General features: G+C 54.6%; 13 protein-coding genes. 12 read left to right on the top strand and 1 reads right to left on the bottom strand.

Going from position 1 to position 15,843, the window contains the following annotated elements; translation table 11 throughout:
- Nucleotides 1-9 precede the first annotated feature (9 nt).
- The 4 genes from BUA65_RS05855 to BUA65_RS05840 all read left to right on the top strand — a co-directional run bounded on the left by BUA65_RS05855 (nt 10) and on the right by BUA65_RS05840 (nt 4,785).
- A complete protein-coding gene (locus tag BUA65_RS05855) occupies nt 10-2,046 on the top strand; it encodes a putative cobaltochelatase (protein ID WP_072867984.1) in 2,037 nt (678 codons plus the stop codon).
- Nucleotides 2,047-2,073: 27 nt separating this feature from the next.
- Complete coding sequence (bchI, locus tag BUA65_RS05850) at nt 2,074-3,141, top strand: magnesium chelatase ATPase subunit I (RefSeq protein ID WP_072867982.1); 1,068 nt, start codon at nt 2,074-2,076, stop codon at nt 3,139-3,141.
- 71 nt (nt 3,142-3,212) lie between these two features.
- A complete protein-coding gene (locus BUA65_RS05845) occupies nt 3,213-4,052 on the top strand; it encodes an ABC transporter ATP-binding protein (RefSeq protein WP_072867981.1) in 840 nt (279 codons plus the stop codon).
- Nucleotides 4,045-4,785: an ABC transporter permease gene (locus tag BUA65_RS05840; protein ID WP_072867979.1), complete on the top strand. Its 741-nt coding sequence runs from the start codon at nt 4,045-4,047 to the stop codon at nt 4,783-4,785. The genes BUA65_RS05845 and BUA65_RS05840 overlap by 8 nt, the downstream gene beginning before the upstream one ends.
- 27 nt (nt 4,786-4,812) lie before the next feature.
- Here the strand turns inward: BUA65_RS05840 and BUA65_RS05835 are convergent, their stop codons facing one another.
- Nucleotides 4,813-5,046: a hypothetical protein gene (locus BUA65_RS05835; RefSeq protein ID WP_072867977.1), complete on the bottom strand. Its 234-nt coding sequence runs from the start codon at nt 5,044-5,046 to the stop codon at nt 4,813-4,815.
- Between the two features lie 323 nt (nt 5,047-5,369).
- Here BUA65_RS05835 and BUA65_RS18200 point away from each other — a divergent pair, with 323 nt between their 5' ends.
- The 8 genes from BUA65_RS18200 to BUA65_RS05790 form a co-directional block, all read left to right on the top strand.
- Nucleotides 5,370-5,693 carry a cobaltochelatase subunit CobN gene (locus BUA65_RS18200; protein ID WP_072867976.1) on the top strand — a complete coding sequence of 108 codons (324 nt, stop codon included), beginning with the start codon at nt 5,370-5,372 and terminating at the stop codon, nt 5,691-5,693.
- Nucleotides 5,587-6,945: an ABC transporter substrate-binding protein gene (locus BUA65_RS05820; protein WP_165613203.1), complete on the top strand. Its 1,359-nt coding sequence runs from the start codon at nt 5,587-5,589 to the stop codon at nt 6,943-6,945. The genes BUA65_RS18200 and BUA65_RS05820 overlap by 107 nt, the downstream gene beginning before the upstream one ends.
- A gap of 153 nt (nt 6,946-7,098) precedes the next feature.
- Complete coding sequence (locus tag BUA65_RS05815; protein WP_072867974.1) at nt 7,099-8,202, top strand: GerAB/ArcD/ProY family transporter; 1,104 nt, start codon at nt 7,099-7,101, stop codon at nt 8,200-8,202.
- Nucleotides 8,203-8,244: 42 nt separating this feature from the next.
- Nucleotides 8,245-9,894, top strand: a complete 1,650-nt coding sequence (locus BUA65_RS05810) for a spore germination protein (RefSeq protein WP_072867972.1) — start codon at nt 8,245-8,247, stop codon at nt 9,892-9,894.
- Nucleotides 9,891-11,102, top strand: coding sequence for a Ger(x)C family spore germination protein (locus BUA65_RS05805; RefSeq protein WP_072867970.1), 1,212 nt, complete (start codon nt 9,891-9,893; stop codon nt 11,100-11,102). Before BUA65_RS05810 ends, BUA65_RS05805 begins: the two co-directional genes overlap by 4 nt.
- 50 nt (nt 11,103-11,152) lie before the next feature.
- On the top strand, nt 11,153-11,392 hold the full coding sequence (locus BUA65_RS05800; RefSeq protein ID WP_072867969.1) for a hypothetical protein: 240 nt from the start codon (nt 11,153-11,155) through the stop codon (nt 11,390-11,392).
- 205 nt (nt 11,393-11,597) lie between these two features.
- On the top strand, nt 11,598-15,491 hold the full coding sequence (gene cobN, locus BUA65_RS05795; protein WP_072867967.1) for a cobaltochelatase subunit CobN: 3,894 nt from the start codon (nt 11,598-11,600) through the stop codon (nt 15,489-15,491).
- Between the two features lie 44 nt (nt 15,492-15,535).
- The coding region (locus BUA65_RS05790) for a copper amine oxidase N-terminal domain-containing protein (protein WP_131821466.1) at nt 15,536-15,843 on the top strand (308 nt) is incomplete at its 3' end.

Genomic DNA, 15,843 nt, shown 5'->3' with positions numbered 1-15,843 from the left:
GGTCCATTTATGTCGGTTTTTCAGCGGGTAACATACCCCTTTACGGCCATTGTCGGCCAGGAAAAAATGAAAAAAGGGTTAATCTTGAACGCGATTAACCCCCGCCTGGGGGGAATTATCATCCGCGGGCAAAAGGGTACGGCCAAGTCCACCGCCGTGCGGGCACTGGCTGCCCTGTTGCCGGAAATTGAAGTGGTGGTGGGGTGTCCCTTTAACTGCGATCCCAATGACCTTGCTCGCCTTTGTTCCAGGTGTAGAGAACGGTTGGCGGCCGGCCGGAAGCTGGAAAGAACCAGCCGCCGGGTGCAGGTCATTGATCTGCCTGTTTCGGCCACCGAGGACCGGGTGGTGGGTAGCCTGGACTTTGAATACGCCATCAAGTACGGCCGGCCCCGTTTTGAGCCGGGAGTACTGGCCCGGGCCAACCGGGGGATCATCTATGTGGATGAGGTCAACTTGCTGGATGATCATATTGTGGATGTTTTACTGGATGCGGCGGCTATGGGCGTGAATGTGGTGGAAAGGGAAGGCATCTCATACACCCACCCGGCGGAGTTTGTCCTGGTGGGCACCATGAACCCGGAGGAGGGAGAACTGCGGCCCCAGCTGCTGGACCGTTTCGGCCTTTGTGTGCAAATTGAGGGGGTGGACGACCCGGAGCAACGGGTGGAAATCATCCGCCGCCGGGAGGCCTTTGATGCGGATCCAATGGGTTTTTTGGCCTGCTGGGCGCCTGAAGAACAAAGGTTAAGGGAGAAAATCATTGCCGCCCGCGCTATGCTCCCCCGGGTTACCATTACGGAGAATCTGTTACACTTGGCTGCCCGTTTGAGCATGGAAGCCCTGGCGGCCGGGCACCGGGCCGATATTGTCATGGCCGCTGCTGCCCGGACTATTGCCGCCTTCGACGGCCGGATAGAGGTAACCGAAAATGACATCCTGGAAGCGGCAGAGCTGGTTCTTCCACACCGGGCGAGAGAAGCTCCTCCGCTGCCTCAGGAGCAGCCGGAGCCGCCTCAAGAGGAACCGGAACCGCCGCAAGAGGAAGATCATCAGGAACAAAACCCGGAACAAAGCGAAGAGGCCCCGGCCGGGGAGTCTTTTGAAGATAGCCGGCTGGCAGAACAACAGGAATCGCGGGACCAGGAGTCGTCCACACAGGATCATGAGCCGGATCAGGCTTCCGCTCCTCCCGCAGTTGCGCAGGATGTGGTCTTTGCTGTGGGGCAGCCCTTTCCGGTCCGGCGCATTACTTATGACCGGGACCGTCTGTTGCGCAAAGGCTCCGGGCGCCGTTCCCGCACCAGGACGGCCACCCGGGCCGGGCGATATGTGCGCAGTACCATGCAGCGCAAAAACAACGACCTGGCCTTTGATGCCACCTTAAGGGCGGCGGCCCCCTATCAGGTTTATCGAGAAAAGAATGGCCTGGCTGTGGCGCTCACACCGGCAGACATCCGGGAAAAAGTGCGGGAAAAGCGCATCGGGAACTTTTTACTTTTCGTCGTCGATGCCAGCGGCTCCATGGGGGCGCAGCAGCGTATGGTGGAAACCAAGGGTGCGATTCTCTCCCTTTTGATGGATGCCTATCAGAAGCGGGATAAAATCGGTCTGGTGGCCTTTAAGGGGGATACGGCAGAAGTTTTGCTGCCGCCTACCGGTAGCGTGGAGATGGGTTATAAGCTGCTGGAAGAACTGCCCACCGGCGGGAAGACCCCGCTTTCCGCCGGTCTGCTCAAGGCTTATGAGGTAGCCAGGGCCCACCTGTACAAGGACCCGAACATATCGCCTCTCTTGATTCTTATCTCCGATGGGCGGGCGAATGTCAGCATGGGTCAGGATAGGCCTCAGGCTGAGGTCCGCCGCGTGGCAGAGGTAATCCGGGAAGAAGAGCGAATTAAAACTTTAGTCATCGATGTAGAAAAAGATGGTTTTATTACCTTTGGCCTGGCCCGGGAACTGGCTTTTGCCCTGGGGGCGGAATATTACAAAATAGATGATTTAAAGGCCGATACTCTGGTACAGGCAGTGCGAGAAATAATTTAAGAATTCTAAAATACAGGAGATGGGAAGATGAAATATATCTACCCTTTTTCAGCCATTGTCGGGCAGGAGGAAATGAAAAAAGGCTTGTTGTTAAATGCCGTCAACCCCAAACTATCCGGCATTCTCATCCGGGGGGAAAAGGGCACCGCCAAATCCACCGCCGTACGGGCTCTGGCGGCATTATTACCGGAGATCGATGTGGTTGCCGACTGCCCCTTTAGCTGTGACCCCGATGATATCACCACCATGTGTATGGACTGCCGGCAACGCCTTGCCGCGGGCGAGGAACTGCCCCGGGCCAAGCGAAAAATGCGGGTGGTGGACCTGCCCGTATCAGCCACTGAAGACCGGGTGGTGGGGACGCTGGACATTGAGCAGGCCATCAAAAAGGGAGAAAAGCACTTCGAACCGGGTGTTCTGGCCCAGGCCAACCGGGGTATTCTTTATGTGGACGAGGTAAACCTTTTAGACGATCACGTGGTCGATGTGTTGCTGGATTCCGCAGCTATGGGAGTAAACACTGTGGAGCGGGAAGGGGTTTCCTTCACCCACCCGGCACAATTTATTCTTGTGGGCACCATGAATCCGGAGGAGGGAGAACTGAGGCCCCAGTTGCTGGACCGTTTCGGCCTTTGTGTACATATCACCGGTATTATGGACCCGGAGCTGCGGGTGGAGGTGATCAGGCGCCGGGCTGCTTTTGAAGAAGATCCCGAAGGGTTTACCAGGCAGTGGGAGGGGGAAGAGGAAAAGTTACGCCGGCAAATCGTGGCGGCTAAAAAACTGCTTCCGGAAGTAGAAATCCCGGAGGAAATGCTTTATCTGATCGCAAAGATAGCCATTGAAATGGGTGTGGACGGCCACCGGGCCGACCTGGTGATGATGAAGGCGGCCAAAACCATGGCCGCCCTGGCCGGCCGTACCGAGGTTACCCGCGATGATGTGCACAGTTCGGTGAACCTGGCCCTGCTCCACCGCATGCGTCGCAAGCCTTTCCAGGAAATGGATATCGACCGGGAGAAATTGCAGGTAATCATGGGCGGACAAAAGGCACGCCATGCTCACGATTATCACCACGGCCACAGCCACCGGTAATATGACGGCGGGTGCGGAAGAGATTACGGCCGGTTTTTACGCGCAGTGATATTGAGCCGGAGGTTTACAGAGTGATTGAGCTTCGCCAGTTGACCAAACATTACGGAAACATTGTCGCCGTGGATGGCCTGGACCTGCATATTGAGAAAGGGGAGATCTTCGCCCTGCTCGGTCCCAACGGTGCCGGTAAGACTACCACTATAAGGATGCTGACCATGCTCACCAAACCTACCGGCGGCGCGGCCTTAATTAACGGCTATGATGTTATGCGGGATCTGGACAAGGTGAAAAAGGAAATCGGCGTGGTGCCCCAGCATATGAACCTGGACCAGGAGTTGACCGCCCGGGAAAACCTGGAACTGCACGGGCGCCTGCACAGGATTCCTGCTTCCCGCCGGCAGGAGAGAATCGAGGAGCTCCTCGACTACGTGGAACTCCGGGAGCGGGCAGGGGATCTGGTGAGCAAATTTTCCGGCGGCATGAAGCGCCGGCTGATGATTGCCCGGGCATTGATGCACAACCCAAAAGTTCTTTTCTTAGACGAACCTACCGTGGGTCTGGACCCCCAGACCCGCCGCAAGATCTGGGACTTAATCCGGCGCATGAACAATGAAGGCATGACTGTCCTTTTAACCACCCATTACATTGAAGAAGCGGAAGTTCTCTGCCACCGTGTGGGCATTATGGATAAAGGCCGGTTGATTGCCCTGGGGACACCCCGGGAATTAAAGCAAAAGGTAGGAGAAGTGGTGGTGGAATCTTTTGGAGGTAAAGATACCGGTTATAAACTTTTTCCCAGCCGTGATAGGGCCCTGGCCTATGCCGGCCAGCTGGATGGAAATGTTTTAATCCGGGAATCCAACCTGGAAGATGTTTTCGTCGAGCTAACCGGGCGTAAGGTGGGTGATTGAGATCGATTTCTACACCGTATTCTGGCGGGAAATGGTGGTTTTCAGGCGCACCTTTGTTAAATTCTTTGCCTCCCGGCTGGTCAGCCCCCTTTTATATCTGGTGGCCTTTGGCTGGGGGCTGGGCCGGGGGATTCAAATGAATGGGGGCAACTATCTGGAATTTGTAGTGCCCGGGATTATCGCCCTTTCGGCCATGAATACCAGCTTTAACGCCGTGGGCGTTTCCCTGAATATGAGCCGCCTGTACCACAAAACCTTAGAGGAATACCTGATTGCTCCCATCAGCGCCGGTGCTTTTGTGCTGGGCAAAGTGCTGGCGGGCACCGTGCGCGGGCTGGTTGCTTCTCTGATCATTCTGGCCCTGGCTTTTGTGTTTGGAGCCCACCTTGCTATAAATGGGTGGTTTTTCCTGGTGGTCATCCTCACCTGTTTTCTCTTTGCCGCCCTGGGAGTGGTGGCGGCCATGACCATCAACTCCCACGAGGATATGGCCAACTTTGCTACTTTTGTTATTTTGCCCATGTCCTTTCTCTGCGGTACCTTCTTTTCCCCCGACCGCCTGCCCGGGGCCGTAGCGTATATAATAGAGGTGCTGCCCTTAACCCACTCCAGCCATGCCTTACGTGCCCTGGCCCGCGGGGACGGGCTTCTGCCCGTATCCCTGGCAGTGCTGGCGGGGTATGCGGCGGTGTTGTTTGTTGCTGGCGTAATGGTGGTGAAAAGGGTCAGGTAAGGAGGAGGGCCTGTAAGGCCCCCTTCCTTAATGCAGGTGGAGCTGTTTCATCTCCTTGAGCAGTCTTTCGCCGTCATTTATATGTGCCTGCAGGTGACTGATGCGGCCCGGATCGGCATTTGTGCGTTGCAGGTCTTCCAGTTCCAGGCGGTGAGCTGCTAGGGAGCCCTCCAGTTCCCGGTACATTTCCATGGCCCGTTCAAAAGAGAGACCCCTTTGCCTTTCTTCTTCAAAACGGTGCTTGATGCTGGAACAGCTCATTTGCCTTTCCTCCTTTGGATTTATTTATGTTCGTTTTCAGGTTAACCCGTTCAGTGGGAGATAATACATAACTATCTTTAATTCTTCAATTATTTTCCGGCATCTGGAAAATATTTGGTTTAAAACTTTCAATTTAAATTTTTTCACCTTTTTTGCAGGAATTTTTTACTCAACGCAGTACTAATGGAAAATGAACGAAATTTTTGCCGGTAGGACGACCGGAGTCGTCGGGTTTTTAAGAGAGGCTGTCTAACCAGGTAAAAACTCGAACGGTAAAAGCCACGAAGGCAGTATCTTCCTCCTCGAAAGAGGGGCTGCTTTTTGTGGCTTTTAATTTTCAGGCGTGGGGAGGAGAGTGCTATGAAAAAATTGCCGCCGTTATGTGGCATAGCCACACCACTACCATGCGGGTGCTGGATCTGAACGAACGGATCGAAGCTTCCCGGGAAATCGAATCGCTGCTTTCCGGTTTTAACGGCCGGTATATCCCCGCCGGGCCCTCCGGGCTGATCACCCGTGGCAGGAACGATGTACTGCCTGTTGGTTGCAACTTTTATTCCCTGGATCCCCACCGGGTGTCCACCCGGACGGCCTGGGAAGTGGGCAAGCGTCTGGCGGGAAAAAATTCTGGAAAAATACCTGGCTGATGAAGGCCGCTATCCGGAGAACATTGCCCTTTACTGGATGTGCAACGACATCATGTGGGCAGACGGCGAGGGCCTGGGGCAGATGTTCTACCTTTTGGGTGTAAGGCCCCGGTGGCTGCCCAACGGTCGGGTGGCGGGTATCGAAGTAATCCCGCTGGAAGAATTAGGATGCGGAGGTGGTTTTGCTTTGCGGCGGTACTGGATGGTTTTATGGGCGGCGGTATTGGCGGCGGTTCTGCTGGCAGCCGCAGTTTGGCCTGCAGTGGCTGCACAGCAGAAGAGAATTACGGTCACGGAATATTTCGTTACTTCCAAAGGAGAGATTGAAAAGAGCGCGGTCCGGGTGCCCTGCCCGCCCCGGCGGGTAGTGGTTCTAGGTGGATACCCCGCCGAAATGCTGAAGGCCCTCGGAGTCGAAAAGACGGTGGTGGCGGTTGACGATCACACGAAAGATAATGAACAGTGGCCGAATTATGTCACCAAGCTTCCCTCAGTGGGAAAATCGTCTACGCCGAGTGTGGAAAAGATCCTGGCGCTCAAACCCGACCTGGTGATCGAGGGCTTTCTTGATCCCAAGCTCCGCAGTCAGCTGAATCGGGCGGGGATCCCTGTGCTCAGGATATACGGGTACAGAACGGAACTCATCCCGCAGGAGATCAGGACGCTCGGGCTCGTTTTCGACTGTCGGAAGCGGGCGAGCGACTATGCGGGTTATATCGAGAAGCGCTGGCAGGTGGTGCAGGCGCGGACGAAGGGGCTGAGTTCCCGGCAGAAGCCGAAGGTTTACTGGGAGTCGGGCCTTGGCGAGTGGAAGACCAACGGCCGCGGCTCGGGGGCGCACCCGCTAATTGAGTGGGCCGGCGGGATCAATATTGCTGCCGACCGGGGGATCGCCTACCCGGTGGTGACCTCGGAGTGGGTGGCGGCGAAAAACCCGGACGTGATTATCAAGTATGTCTCGGCGCCGGAGTGCGGCTGGGAGGGAGACGTGAAGAAGCTCGAGGAGATCCGACAGCAGATAATGCGGCGGCCGGCGCTTCGGAACACGAGCGCGGTTAAAGAGGGCCGGGTCTTCCTGGTCAGTTCCAAAATCACCTGCGCGCCCCGCGGGGCGGCGGGCGAGTACTACATCGCCAAGTGGCTGCACCCGGAGCTCTTTAAAGACATAGACCCGGAGGCGGTGCACCGGGAGATGCTCAAAAAGTTCTACGGGGAGGAGCTTAAAGGCGTATGGGTTTACCCGTCGAAGTAGGTGGTCCTGGTTCTATATTTCCATTTGTCCGCGGGTTTGAGATGCCGGAATGCGGCCTTTTTTTTTGCATAGGTAAACGAGATAAAAGCAAGAATAAATGCTGGCAGTAAGTAAAAATTCCGGGTCAGACCTGGTTTGGGCGAAGTGGGACCGATGCGTGAAGAAGGAAAAATATCGGCTTACCAGGCTATGGTATATCAGGTGAGTATTGTTTTGGCCACAGCCATCTTATTCGTCCCGGCCATTACAGCAAAGCACGCAAAGCAGGATGCCTGGATCTCCGTAATCATAGCCTGTTTTTTTGGTAGTCTTCAGGTTTATACAGCCGTCAGCCTGGCCCGGCGATTTCCGGATGCGTCGGTTGTGCAGTATGCGCCACTCATTCTCGGCAAGGTGCCGGGTAAGGTGGTGGGATTTGTATACCTCTTTTATTTCTTCTACGTTGGTTATTTCGTATTGCAAGAATTTTCTGCTCTAATGTGCTCCTCCTACATGCCGCGTACGCCACCTATTGTTTTTATGCTTGTTCTTTCTCTGCTTGCCGTTTATGCGGCTTATGGCGGGCTTGAGGTAATCTGCCGGATGAGCTCTATCGTTCTGACGGTAGTACTGGCAACGATGGTATTAGTGGTTTTACTAATTATAAAAGATATTAAAATATGGCGCTTCCTTCCTGCTCTGGAGAACGGGTTGGGCCCAATATTGCTGGGAGCAATTCCACCCGGTGGATGGTTTGGGGAAACCGCGGTGCTCCTGATGCTCTACCCATTTATAGATAATAAAGAAAAAGTGGTTAAGACCAGCTTCCTGGCCATTCTAATCCTTTTTATAGCTATGGAGATGGTGGTTATCGGAGCAGTTGGATTAGTAGGCCCAACAGAGGCAGCCTGTTTTCTTTTTCCCACCTTCAATATGGCCCGGCTGATTAAATTAGAGGCGTTACCGATTTTGGAACGGCAGGATGCTCTTTTCATGATGATCTGGGTGGCGGGTATGCTGATCAAGTTAACCACTTTCTTTTTCGCCGGAGTGCTTGGCCTGGCGCAGTGGCTCAACGTCAAAGACTATCGCCCCTTAATCTTACCCTCCATGGCCATAATGATGGCGCTCGCGGTACAGGCCTGGGAGAATATTGCCGAGTTGTTTGCTTTTTCCGGGGAAGTATTCCCCTTAACCATTATCTTTGTTAATTTTATAATCACCATTTTTCTTTTGATTACAGCCGGTATTCGCCATATTTCCACCAGGAAAGCATGACCATTACTTGCGGGGCTATTAAAAAAGGAGGATGTTCTTTCTGTGCGAAAGCGCGTTGTAAAGAAGCTGCACCATTTGATCCGGAATTATGCGTATAAAGCGGCGGGAAAAAACACCGGCCCGGATGACATGGATTGGATTCACCAGGCCGTCGTGGAAAAATATGATCTGGAGCGTATTCCCATCGAGGCTGACCTGGCGACCAACATCAAGCGCCTGAAGGGAATATCCGGTTATTGTCCGGATTTTATTATCCGGCAGTTTGAAATAGGAGGCGGCATCGGGGAAGCGGCGGCAATTTTCCTGGAGGGTATGGTAGAACGGGTACTTTTAAACGAAAACCTGCTCAAACCATTGATGATCCATTACAGGCCATTTAAACCAGCGCGGGGTTCCTTCCTGGATCAAATTTTAAGTGTTGCCCTTCCCGTGGACGTGGTCAAAAAGTGTGTCAACCTGCACGAGGTAATCGATCATGTTCTGGAAGGTTCGGTCGTTCTTCTGGTGGATGGTGAATCAGAGGGCCTGGCGCTGGAGGCCGCCGGGTTTAAAACCCGTGTTCCGGAAGAACCGATGACAGAAGCGGTGGTACGGGGGTCCCGTGAGGGATTTACCGAAGCTTTGCATACCAACATTACCCTTCTGCGACGGCGGCTCAAGACGCCAAACCTGGTACTGGAAAGCATGGTTCTGGGCCGGATCAGCCACACGCAGGTTGTGGTGGGGTACGTCAGGGGCTTGGCTGCGCCGGAACTGGTTGCCGAAGTCAGGGAGAGGCTTAAGCGTATCGATATTGACGGTATTCTCGAATCAAACTACCTGGAGGAATTGTTGCGGGATCATCCACTTTCTCCTTTTCCGCAGGCCATTACTACCGAACGACCGGACCGGGTGGCAGCCAACCTGCTTGAAGGACGGGTAGCCATACTCACTGAAAATACACCTTTTGTCCTAATTGTGCCGGGTGAACTCGTAGCCCATATGCAGAGTCCGGAGGATTTTTACCACCACTTTATCCTGGGTGTTTTCATTCGCCTTTTGCGCTGGTGCGCTTTCGCCGTTTCCCTTCTCCTCCCGTCCGTATATGTGGCTGTGACTACCTTCCATCAGGAAATGATTCCTATAAGGCTTCTTTTAAACATCGTTGCCGCACGTGAGGGGGTACCTTTCCCTGCCGTGGTGGAAGCACTGGTGATGGAAATTGCTTTCGAAATTTTAAGGGAAGCCGGTGTACGTCTGCCCCGGGCGGTAGGTCAGGCAGTAAGCATTGTTGGGGCATTGGTAATCGGTGAAGCAGCGGTAATGGCAGGTGTAGTATCGCCGCTGATGGTTATCGTGGTGGCCTTAACGGGGATTTCCTCCTTTCTCTCGCCCTCCTTTGATCTGGCCATTTCCATCCGCATTTTACGCTTTCCAATGATGTTCCTGGCCGGCTTGCTGGGTCTTTTCGGCGTGGCCACAGGAATGCTTGCTGTCCTGATCCATCTCGCCGGGTTGCGTTCCGTTGGGTTACCGTACCTGGCCGGATTAACCCCTTTTCACCATGACGACTGGAAAGATCTTTTCATCAGAGCACCGTTATGGATGATGCGCAGGCGTCCTGCAGAACTCTCCGAAAACAACCGGAAACGGCAGGCATCCGGCCTTAAACCTGAACCACCAGACCGGCACCCACAGGGGGGGACGATTTGAAACGCCGCATGCTGATTATTCTTGTTTTACTTATTTGCTTAAACGCCGGTTGCTGGGACCTGCGGGAAGTAGAGGATCTCGGTTATGTTATGGCCATGGCCATCGATAGTGGCCCCCAGGGGAAAATCCGTCTCATTGCACAGGTTCCTAATCCGCGCGTACTCGGAGGTGGACAGCGGGGAGGGATTACACCCGGGGCCAGTATTGCTGCCAAGCCTTACCGCAACTACGAGGGAACCGGATCCACCATTTTTGATGCGCTGCGCGAGATTTCCCGTGAATCATCCCGGCGGCTGTTTTTCGCCCAGAATCGTACCCTTATTTTCAGTGAAGCAATGGCTGAAAAAGGTGTGGGCGGGGTGCTGGACTTTTTAAAACGCAGCGTGGAGATCCGGCATGGTTTAACGATGGTCTTCGTTGCCCGCGGGGATCCGGCAAAAATACTCGATATCCCTAACCCCCATGCTACTGTACCGGCACTCCGCATAGACGACATCGTACGCTGGCGAGGGCAAACTTCCAGATTTGCGCCTGTTCCTCTATCCCGGTTTCTGGAGACCTTAAGCCTGGAAGGGCAGGAACCTTATGCAGGTGTAATTGAAGCAGCTTTTAACCCTGCGGCACAGGTCAGGGAGGGTGAAAAAGCAGCCCTCGAACCACCCTTAACTCTCCGGCTTACCGGGGCTGCCCTCTTCCGTAATGACCGTATGGTGGGGTTTCTTGATGAAACCGAAACTCGTGGACTTTTATGGGTACTCAACGAGGTAAAAGGGGGGCAAATCGTTTTTCCCTGCCCCGGCCAGGAGGGTAAAAAGGCTACCATAGAAATTCTACGCGCCAATGCCAAGATTGAACCAGAGATAACAGAAGATGGAATCATTATGACGGTAAAAATCCGGGAAGAAGGTAACCTCGTTGAGGTGGAAGGACCCCTTGATACCTCTAAACCGGAGGTGATTAAGGAACTGGACCGTTTGCATGCTGCGGCTATCGGTAATGAAGTAATGGCTGCCGTATACAAAGCACAGGAATTGGGTTCCGATGCCTTCGGCTTCGGAGAGGCGTTCCGCCGTAAATTCCCCCGGGAATGGAAGAAAATTAAGAGAGACTGGCCGGAAATTTTTCCGGGCATTGAGGTACGTGTCCAGGTAGTTGCCCATATTCGACGTATGGGGATGACCGGCAAGCCGCCGTTTCTGGCTCCATGAAATGATATCCTGAATCCAAATATCGGAACCATTATGCGGAGAGGGGCAAGATGTTATTAAATGTTTTGCTTATTTTAACCGGCTTTGCGGTTATCATCGCTATAGAGCTGCCGCGGTTACTCAGACAGAAACTTTATCGCGAAACAATAGCCTTCTTCGTTTTAATTGCCATCGGAATCACTTTAAGTTTGGGGCAGGCCTTGCAGTTACCCATACCAAATGTCACAAAGGGGATTGAGGCAATTACCCGTCCACTTTTTAAGGCTATAGAAAAAATTCTATCGCCGTAAGCTTGCAGGAATTTCTTAATTAATGTAGAATAGATTTAGGGCAATAATGTTTTGTAAGAGTAAGACGACCGAAGTCGTCGGGTTTTTAAGAGAGGCTATCTAACCAGGTAAAAATTCGAACGGTAAAAGCCACGAAGGCTATGACTTTTCTTTGAAAGAGAAGCCGGTCTTCGTGGTTTTTTTATTTTGCGATAGGGGGGATTTCATGAAGAAAATTACCGCCGTGATGTGGCACAGCCACACCACCACTATGCGGCGGGCCGCGGAGCTGGTCAGGGACGTGCTGGAGGTTAAGGTGTACTCGGCCCGCTTTTTAGATGAGGGTAAGGAAGATCTCACTGAAGCCCTCGAGGACATGGCCCGGGCCGACCTGATTTTCCTTTACCGTTCAGCGGCAGAAATTGTCTGGGATGAACTGGAAAAGACGGTAAAACGACTGGCCAGGCCCGTGGTTTGCGTGGCCCATGATCCGGCTTTGTGGGTCCTTTCAACAGTGGGGCCGGATGTGGTTTCCAGATGCTACACATATATAGTTCAGGGCGGCAAAGAAAATTTTGCCCACATGCTCCGGTATCTGGCTGTCGAAGTTCTGGGTGAACGGCTGGAATACAGCGAGCCGCTTACCTTCCCCTGGGAGGGTATTTACCACCCGGCCGCTTCTGGTTGTTTTGCTACGGTGGAAGATTACCTGTCCTGGTACGAGACATACCTCAGTAAAGCCGGCTGGCCCGAATCATTGGTCGCTTCCGCTCCCACCGTGGGCCTGCTCTTTGCCCGCAACAACTGGGTAAACGGTAACCTGGCTGTGGAGAACTTGTTAATTCGCCTCCTGGAGGAAAAAGGGTTCAGGGTTATCCCTGCCTTCTGCTACTCCCTGAAAGATGACGGGCTGGGTACGAAGGGTTCCGGTGAGGTGGTGCGCCAGTACTTCTTAGCTCAGGACGGAAGGTCCCGTATCAAGGCCATGGTCAAGCTGATCTCCTTCTTTCTGGAAGCCCGCACCCGAACCGATGACTTCCTGCGCGAGGATGTGGCCACCTCAGGAATGGCCCTCTTACAGCGGCTGGGCGTGCCCGTCTTCCAGCCGGTAACTTCCTTTTACCGCACGGTAGAGGAATGGGTAGAGGATCCCCAGGGTTTAAACCGGGATATTGCCTGGTGTATAGCTCTACCCGAGTTTGAAGGGGTAATCGAGCCAATTTTCATTGCCGGAGCCAGGCGTGAAGGGGAACTGGAAATCCGCGTGCCCGTGGAAGAGCGCTGCCGGCACCTGGTGAACAGGGTGGCCAGGTGGGTTGAGCTGGCGCGAAAGCCGGTCCACGAGCGAAAAGTGGCTTTTATCCTCCACAACAACCCCTGTGCCTCGGTGGAAGCCACGGTGGGCGGTGGAGCCAACCTGGACACCCTGGAGAGCGTGGCCAGGATTTTGTGCCGTATGAAGGAAGCGGGTTATTCCGTGGAAGTTCCCGCCAGCGGCAAAGAGTTAATTGACACCATTATGAACCGGAAGGCCATCTCGGAATTCCGCTGGACTACCACCGATGAAATTATCAGCAAGGGCGGGGCATTAAAGCTCATGCCCGTAGAAGAGTACCGGCAGTGGTTTGATCATTTATCTCTGCGGGTGAAGGAACGGCTTACTGAAGCCTGGGGTGCCCCGCCGGGAGAAGCCAAAAACGGCGTACCCGCGGCCATGGTCCACGAGGGGAAAATCGTCATTACCGGAGTTCAATATGGCAACGCTGTGGTATGCGTGCAGCCGAAGCGGGGCTGTGCCGGTGCCCGCTGCGACGGGCAGGTCTGTAAAATTTTACACGACCCGGACATCCCGCCGCCGCACCAGTACCTGGCCACCTACCGCTACCTGGAGCGGGACTTTGGCGTGGATGTCCTAGTGCACGTGGGCACCCACGGCAACCTGGAATTCCTGCCCGGCAAAGGCGTGGGACTCTCCGGCGAGTGTTACCCGGATTTAGCCATCGGTTCCCTCCCTCACCTTTACATCTACAACGCGGATAACCCGCCGGAGGGCACCATTGCCAAAAGGAGGAGCTATGCCACCCTGGTGGACCACATGCAGACGGTAATGACCGGGGGTGGTCTCTACGACGAGCTGGCCGAGCTAGAGCGCTACCTGGAGGAATACGAAAAGGCCAGGGTGGCCGACCCGGCCCGGGCCCATACTCTGGAGCATTTAATTATTGAAGAAATCAAAAAGACCAACCTGGACAAGCAGATTCCCGTGGAAGGCGGTCACCATAATTTTGCCTTTATAGCGGAGAAGGCCCATGCGGTGCTCTCCGTCATCCGCAACACGCAGATCCAGGACGGGCAGCACATCTTCGGCGAGATACCGCAGGGGGAAAAGCGGGTGGAATTCATCAACTCCATCCTGCGCTTTGACGCCGGGGAAAAGGTCTCTTTGCGCCGGGCCGTGGCCGGCCTCATGAATCTGGATCTGGCCGAGCTTTTGGCAGACCAGGGAAGGTTCTCCCTTCGCTACGGCAAGTCCTATGGTGCCCTCCTGGAAGAAATTGATGCTGCGGTTAAAGCCTTTATTGGCAGGTTCTTAAAGGGACAGGAAGTGGATCCGGGTTTTGCTCAAGAGGTCCTGGGGGATAAGTTTGTCTGCTCCGAGGCTTTGCCGGAAGTAAATGCCCTTTTACCACGGGTGCTGGATTTGAACGAGCGTATTGAAGGTTCTAAGGAGATCGAATCGCTGCTGGCCGGTTTTGACGGGAAATACATCCCCGCCGGGCCCTCCGGGCTGATCACCCGCGGCAGGGACGATGTACTGCCTACTGGCCGCAACTTTTATTCCCTGGATCCCCACCGGGTGCCCACCCGGGCCGCCTGGGAAGTGGGCAAGCGCCTGGCGGAAAAAATTCTGGAAAAACACCTGGCTGATGAAGGCCGCTATCCGGAGAACATTGCCCTTTACTGGATGTGCAACGACATTATGTGGGCCGACGGCGAAGGCCTGGGGCAGATGTTCTACCTTTTGGGTGTGAGGCCCCGGTGGCTGCCCAACGGTCGGGTGGCGGGTATCGAAGTAATCCCGCTGGAAGAACTGGGACGCCCCCGCATTGACCTGACCGTGCGGGTATCCGGCATTACCCGGGACAACTTCCCCAACTGCGTGGAGCTTTTAGATGAGGCCATTCAGACCGTGGCCGCCCTGGACGAGCCTGTTGAACAAAACTACGTCCGCAAGCACACCCTGGCCCAGCTGGACGGGCAAAACGACCCGCAAGCCTGGCGGGATGCCACCTTGCGTATCTTTGCCTCGAAGCCCGGCACCTACCAGGCCGGCGTCAACCTGGCCGTTTACGCTTCGGCCTGGAAAGAGGAGAAAGACCTTGCCGATATCTTTATCTACTGGAACGGTTACGCCTACGGCAAGGGTATTTTTGGCAAGGAGGCCTTCCGCCAGTTGCAGGCCAGCCTGAAGACGGTGGACATCACCTATAACAAGGTGGTTACCGACGAGTACGACCTCTTTGGTTGCTGCTGCTACTTCGGCACCCATGGCGGGATGACTGCCGCCGCCCGGGTGGCCTCCGGTAAAGAGGTGAGGACCTACTACGGCGATACCAGGGAACCGGAGCATGTGGAAGTACGTACCCTGGCCGATGAAATCCGGCGGGTGGTGCGGACAAAACTTTTGAACCCCAAGTGGATCGAGGGTCAGAAGCGGCACGGTTATAAAGGCGCCGGGGACATTTCTAAACGTATTGGACGGGTCTACGGCTGGGAAGCCACCACGCAGGAAGTGGACGACTGGATCTTCGACGACATCACCAGGACCTTTATTCTGGACGAAGAAAACCGCCGTTTCTTTGAAGAACACAACCCCTGGGCGCTGGAAGAAATCGCCCGCCGGTTGCTGGAGGCCCACCAGCGGGGCCTGTGGAATGCCGATCCCGAAGTGCTGGAAGGATTGAAAGAACACTACCTGGAGATCGAAGGCTGGCTGGAGGAAAAAATGGGTGACATCAAGGGCGACTTCCAGGGCGGCGCCATCGACATCCTCACCGCCGAGGAGGTGGCCGACTGGGGAGCAAAGATGCGGGAAATCAAGGAAAAGCTAGGCGGGTAGCCAACGTGGTGGACCATAAAGAATCATGCGACGGAGGGTCTTTAATGCCAGGGATTAAAAAAGCTGTACTTCTTTTCTTATGTCTGGTGTTTCTTTTTGCCCTGTCCGGGGGAAATGTTCTTCCGGCGCAGGCGGCCACCATCGACGTGCAGGTTGACGGCGTCAGGCTGGCTTCTGATGTGCCGCCCGTGATGGAAAAGGGCCGCGTCCTCGTACCGCTGCGGGCGATCTTCGAGGCGTTAGGGGCCGAGGTCCGCTGGGACGAGAAAACGCAGAAGGTAACCGGCAGGAAGGGAACATCCACCGTTGAGCTGGTCATTGGGCGGTATACGGCTCATGTAAACGGTAAACC

This window comes from Desulfofundulus thermosubterraneus DSM 16057, from assembly GCF_900142025.1.
Classification (GTDB): Bacteria; Bacillota; Desulfotomaculia; order Desulfotomaculales; family Desulfovirgulaceae; genus Desulfofundulus; species Desulfofundulus thermosubterraneus.
This window is presented reverse-complemented; position numbering and strand designations above follow the sequence as displayed.

Excerpts from the sequence above, each read along its gene's own strand:
- bchI (WP_072867982.1), top strand. The coding sequence starts at position 2,074 with ATGAAATATATCTACCCTTTTTCAGCCATTGTCGGGCAGGAGGAAATG.
- BUA65_RS05815 (WP_072867974.1), top strand. The coding sequence starts at position 7,099 with ATGCGTGAAGAAGGAAAAATATCGGCTTACCAGGCTATGGTATATCAG.
- cobN (WP_072867967.1), top strand. The coding sequence starts at position 11,598 with ATGAAGAAAATTACCGCCGTGATGTGGCACAGCCACACCACCACTATG.
- BUA65_RS05855 (WP_072867984.1), top strand. The coding sequence starts at position 10 with ATGTCGGTTTTTCAGCGGGTAACATACCCCTTTACGGCCATTGTCGGC.
- BUA65_RS05800 (WP_072867969.1), top strand. The coding sequence starts at position 11,153 with ATGTTATTAAATGTTTTGCTTATTTTAACCGGCTTTGCGGTTATCATC.
- BUA65_RS05835 (WP_072867977.1), bottom strand. The coding sequence starts at position 5,046 with ATGAGCTGTTCCAGCATCAAGCACCGTTTTGAAGAAGAAAGGCAAAGG.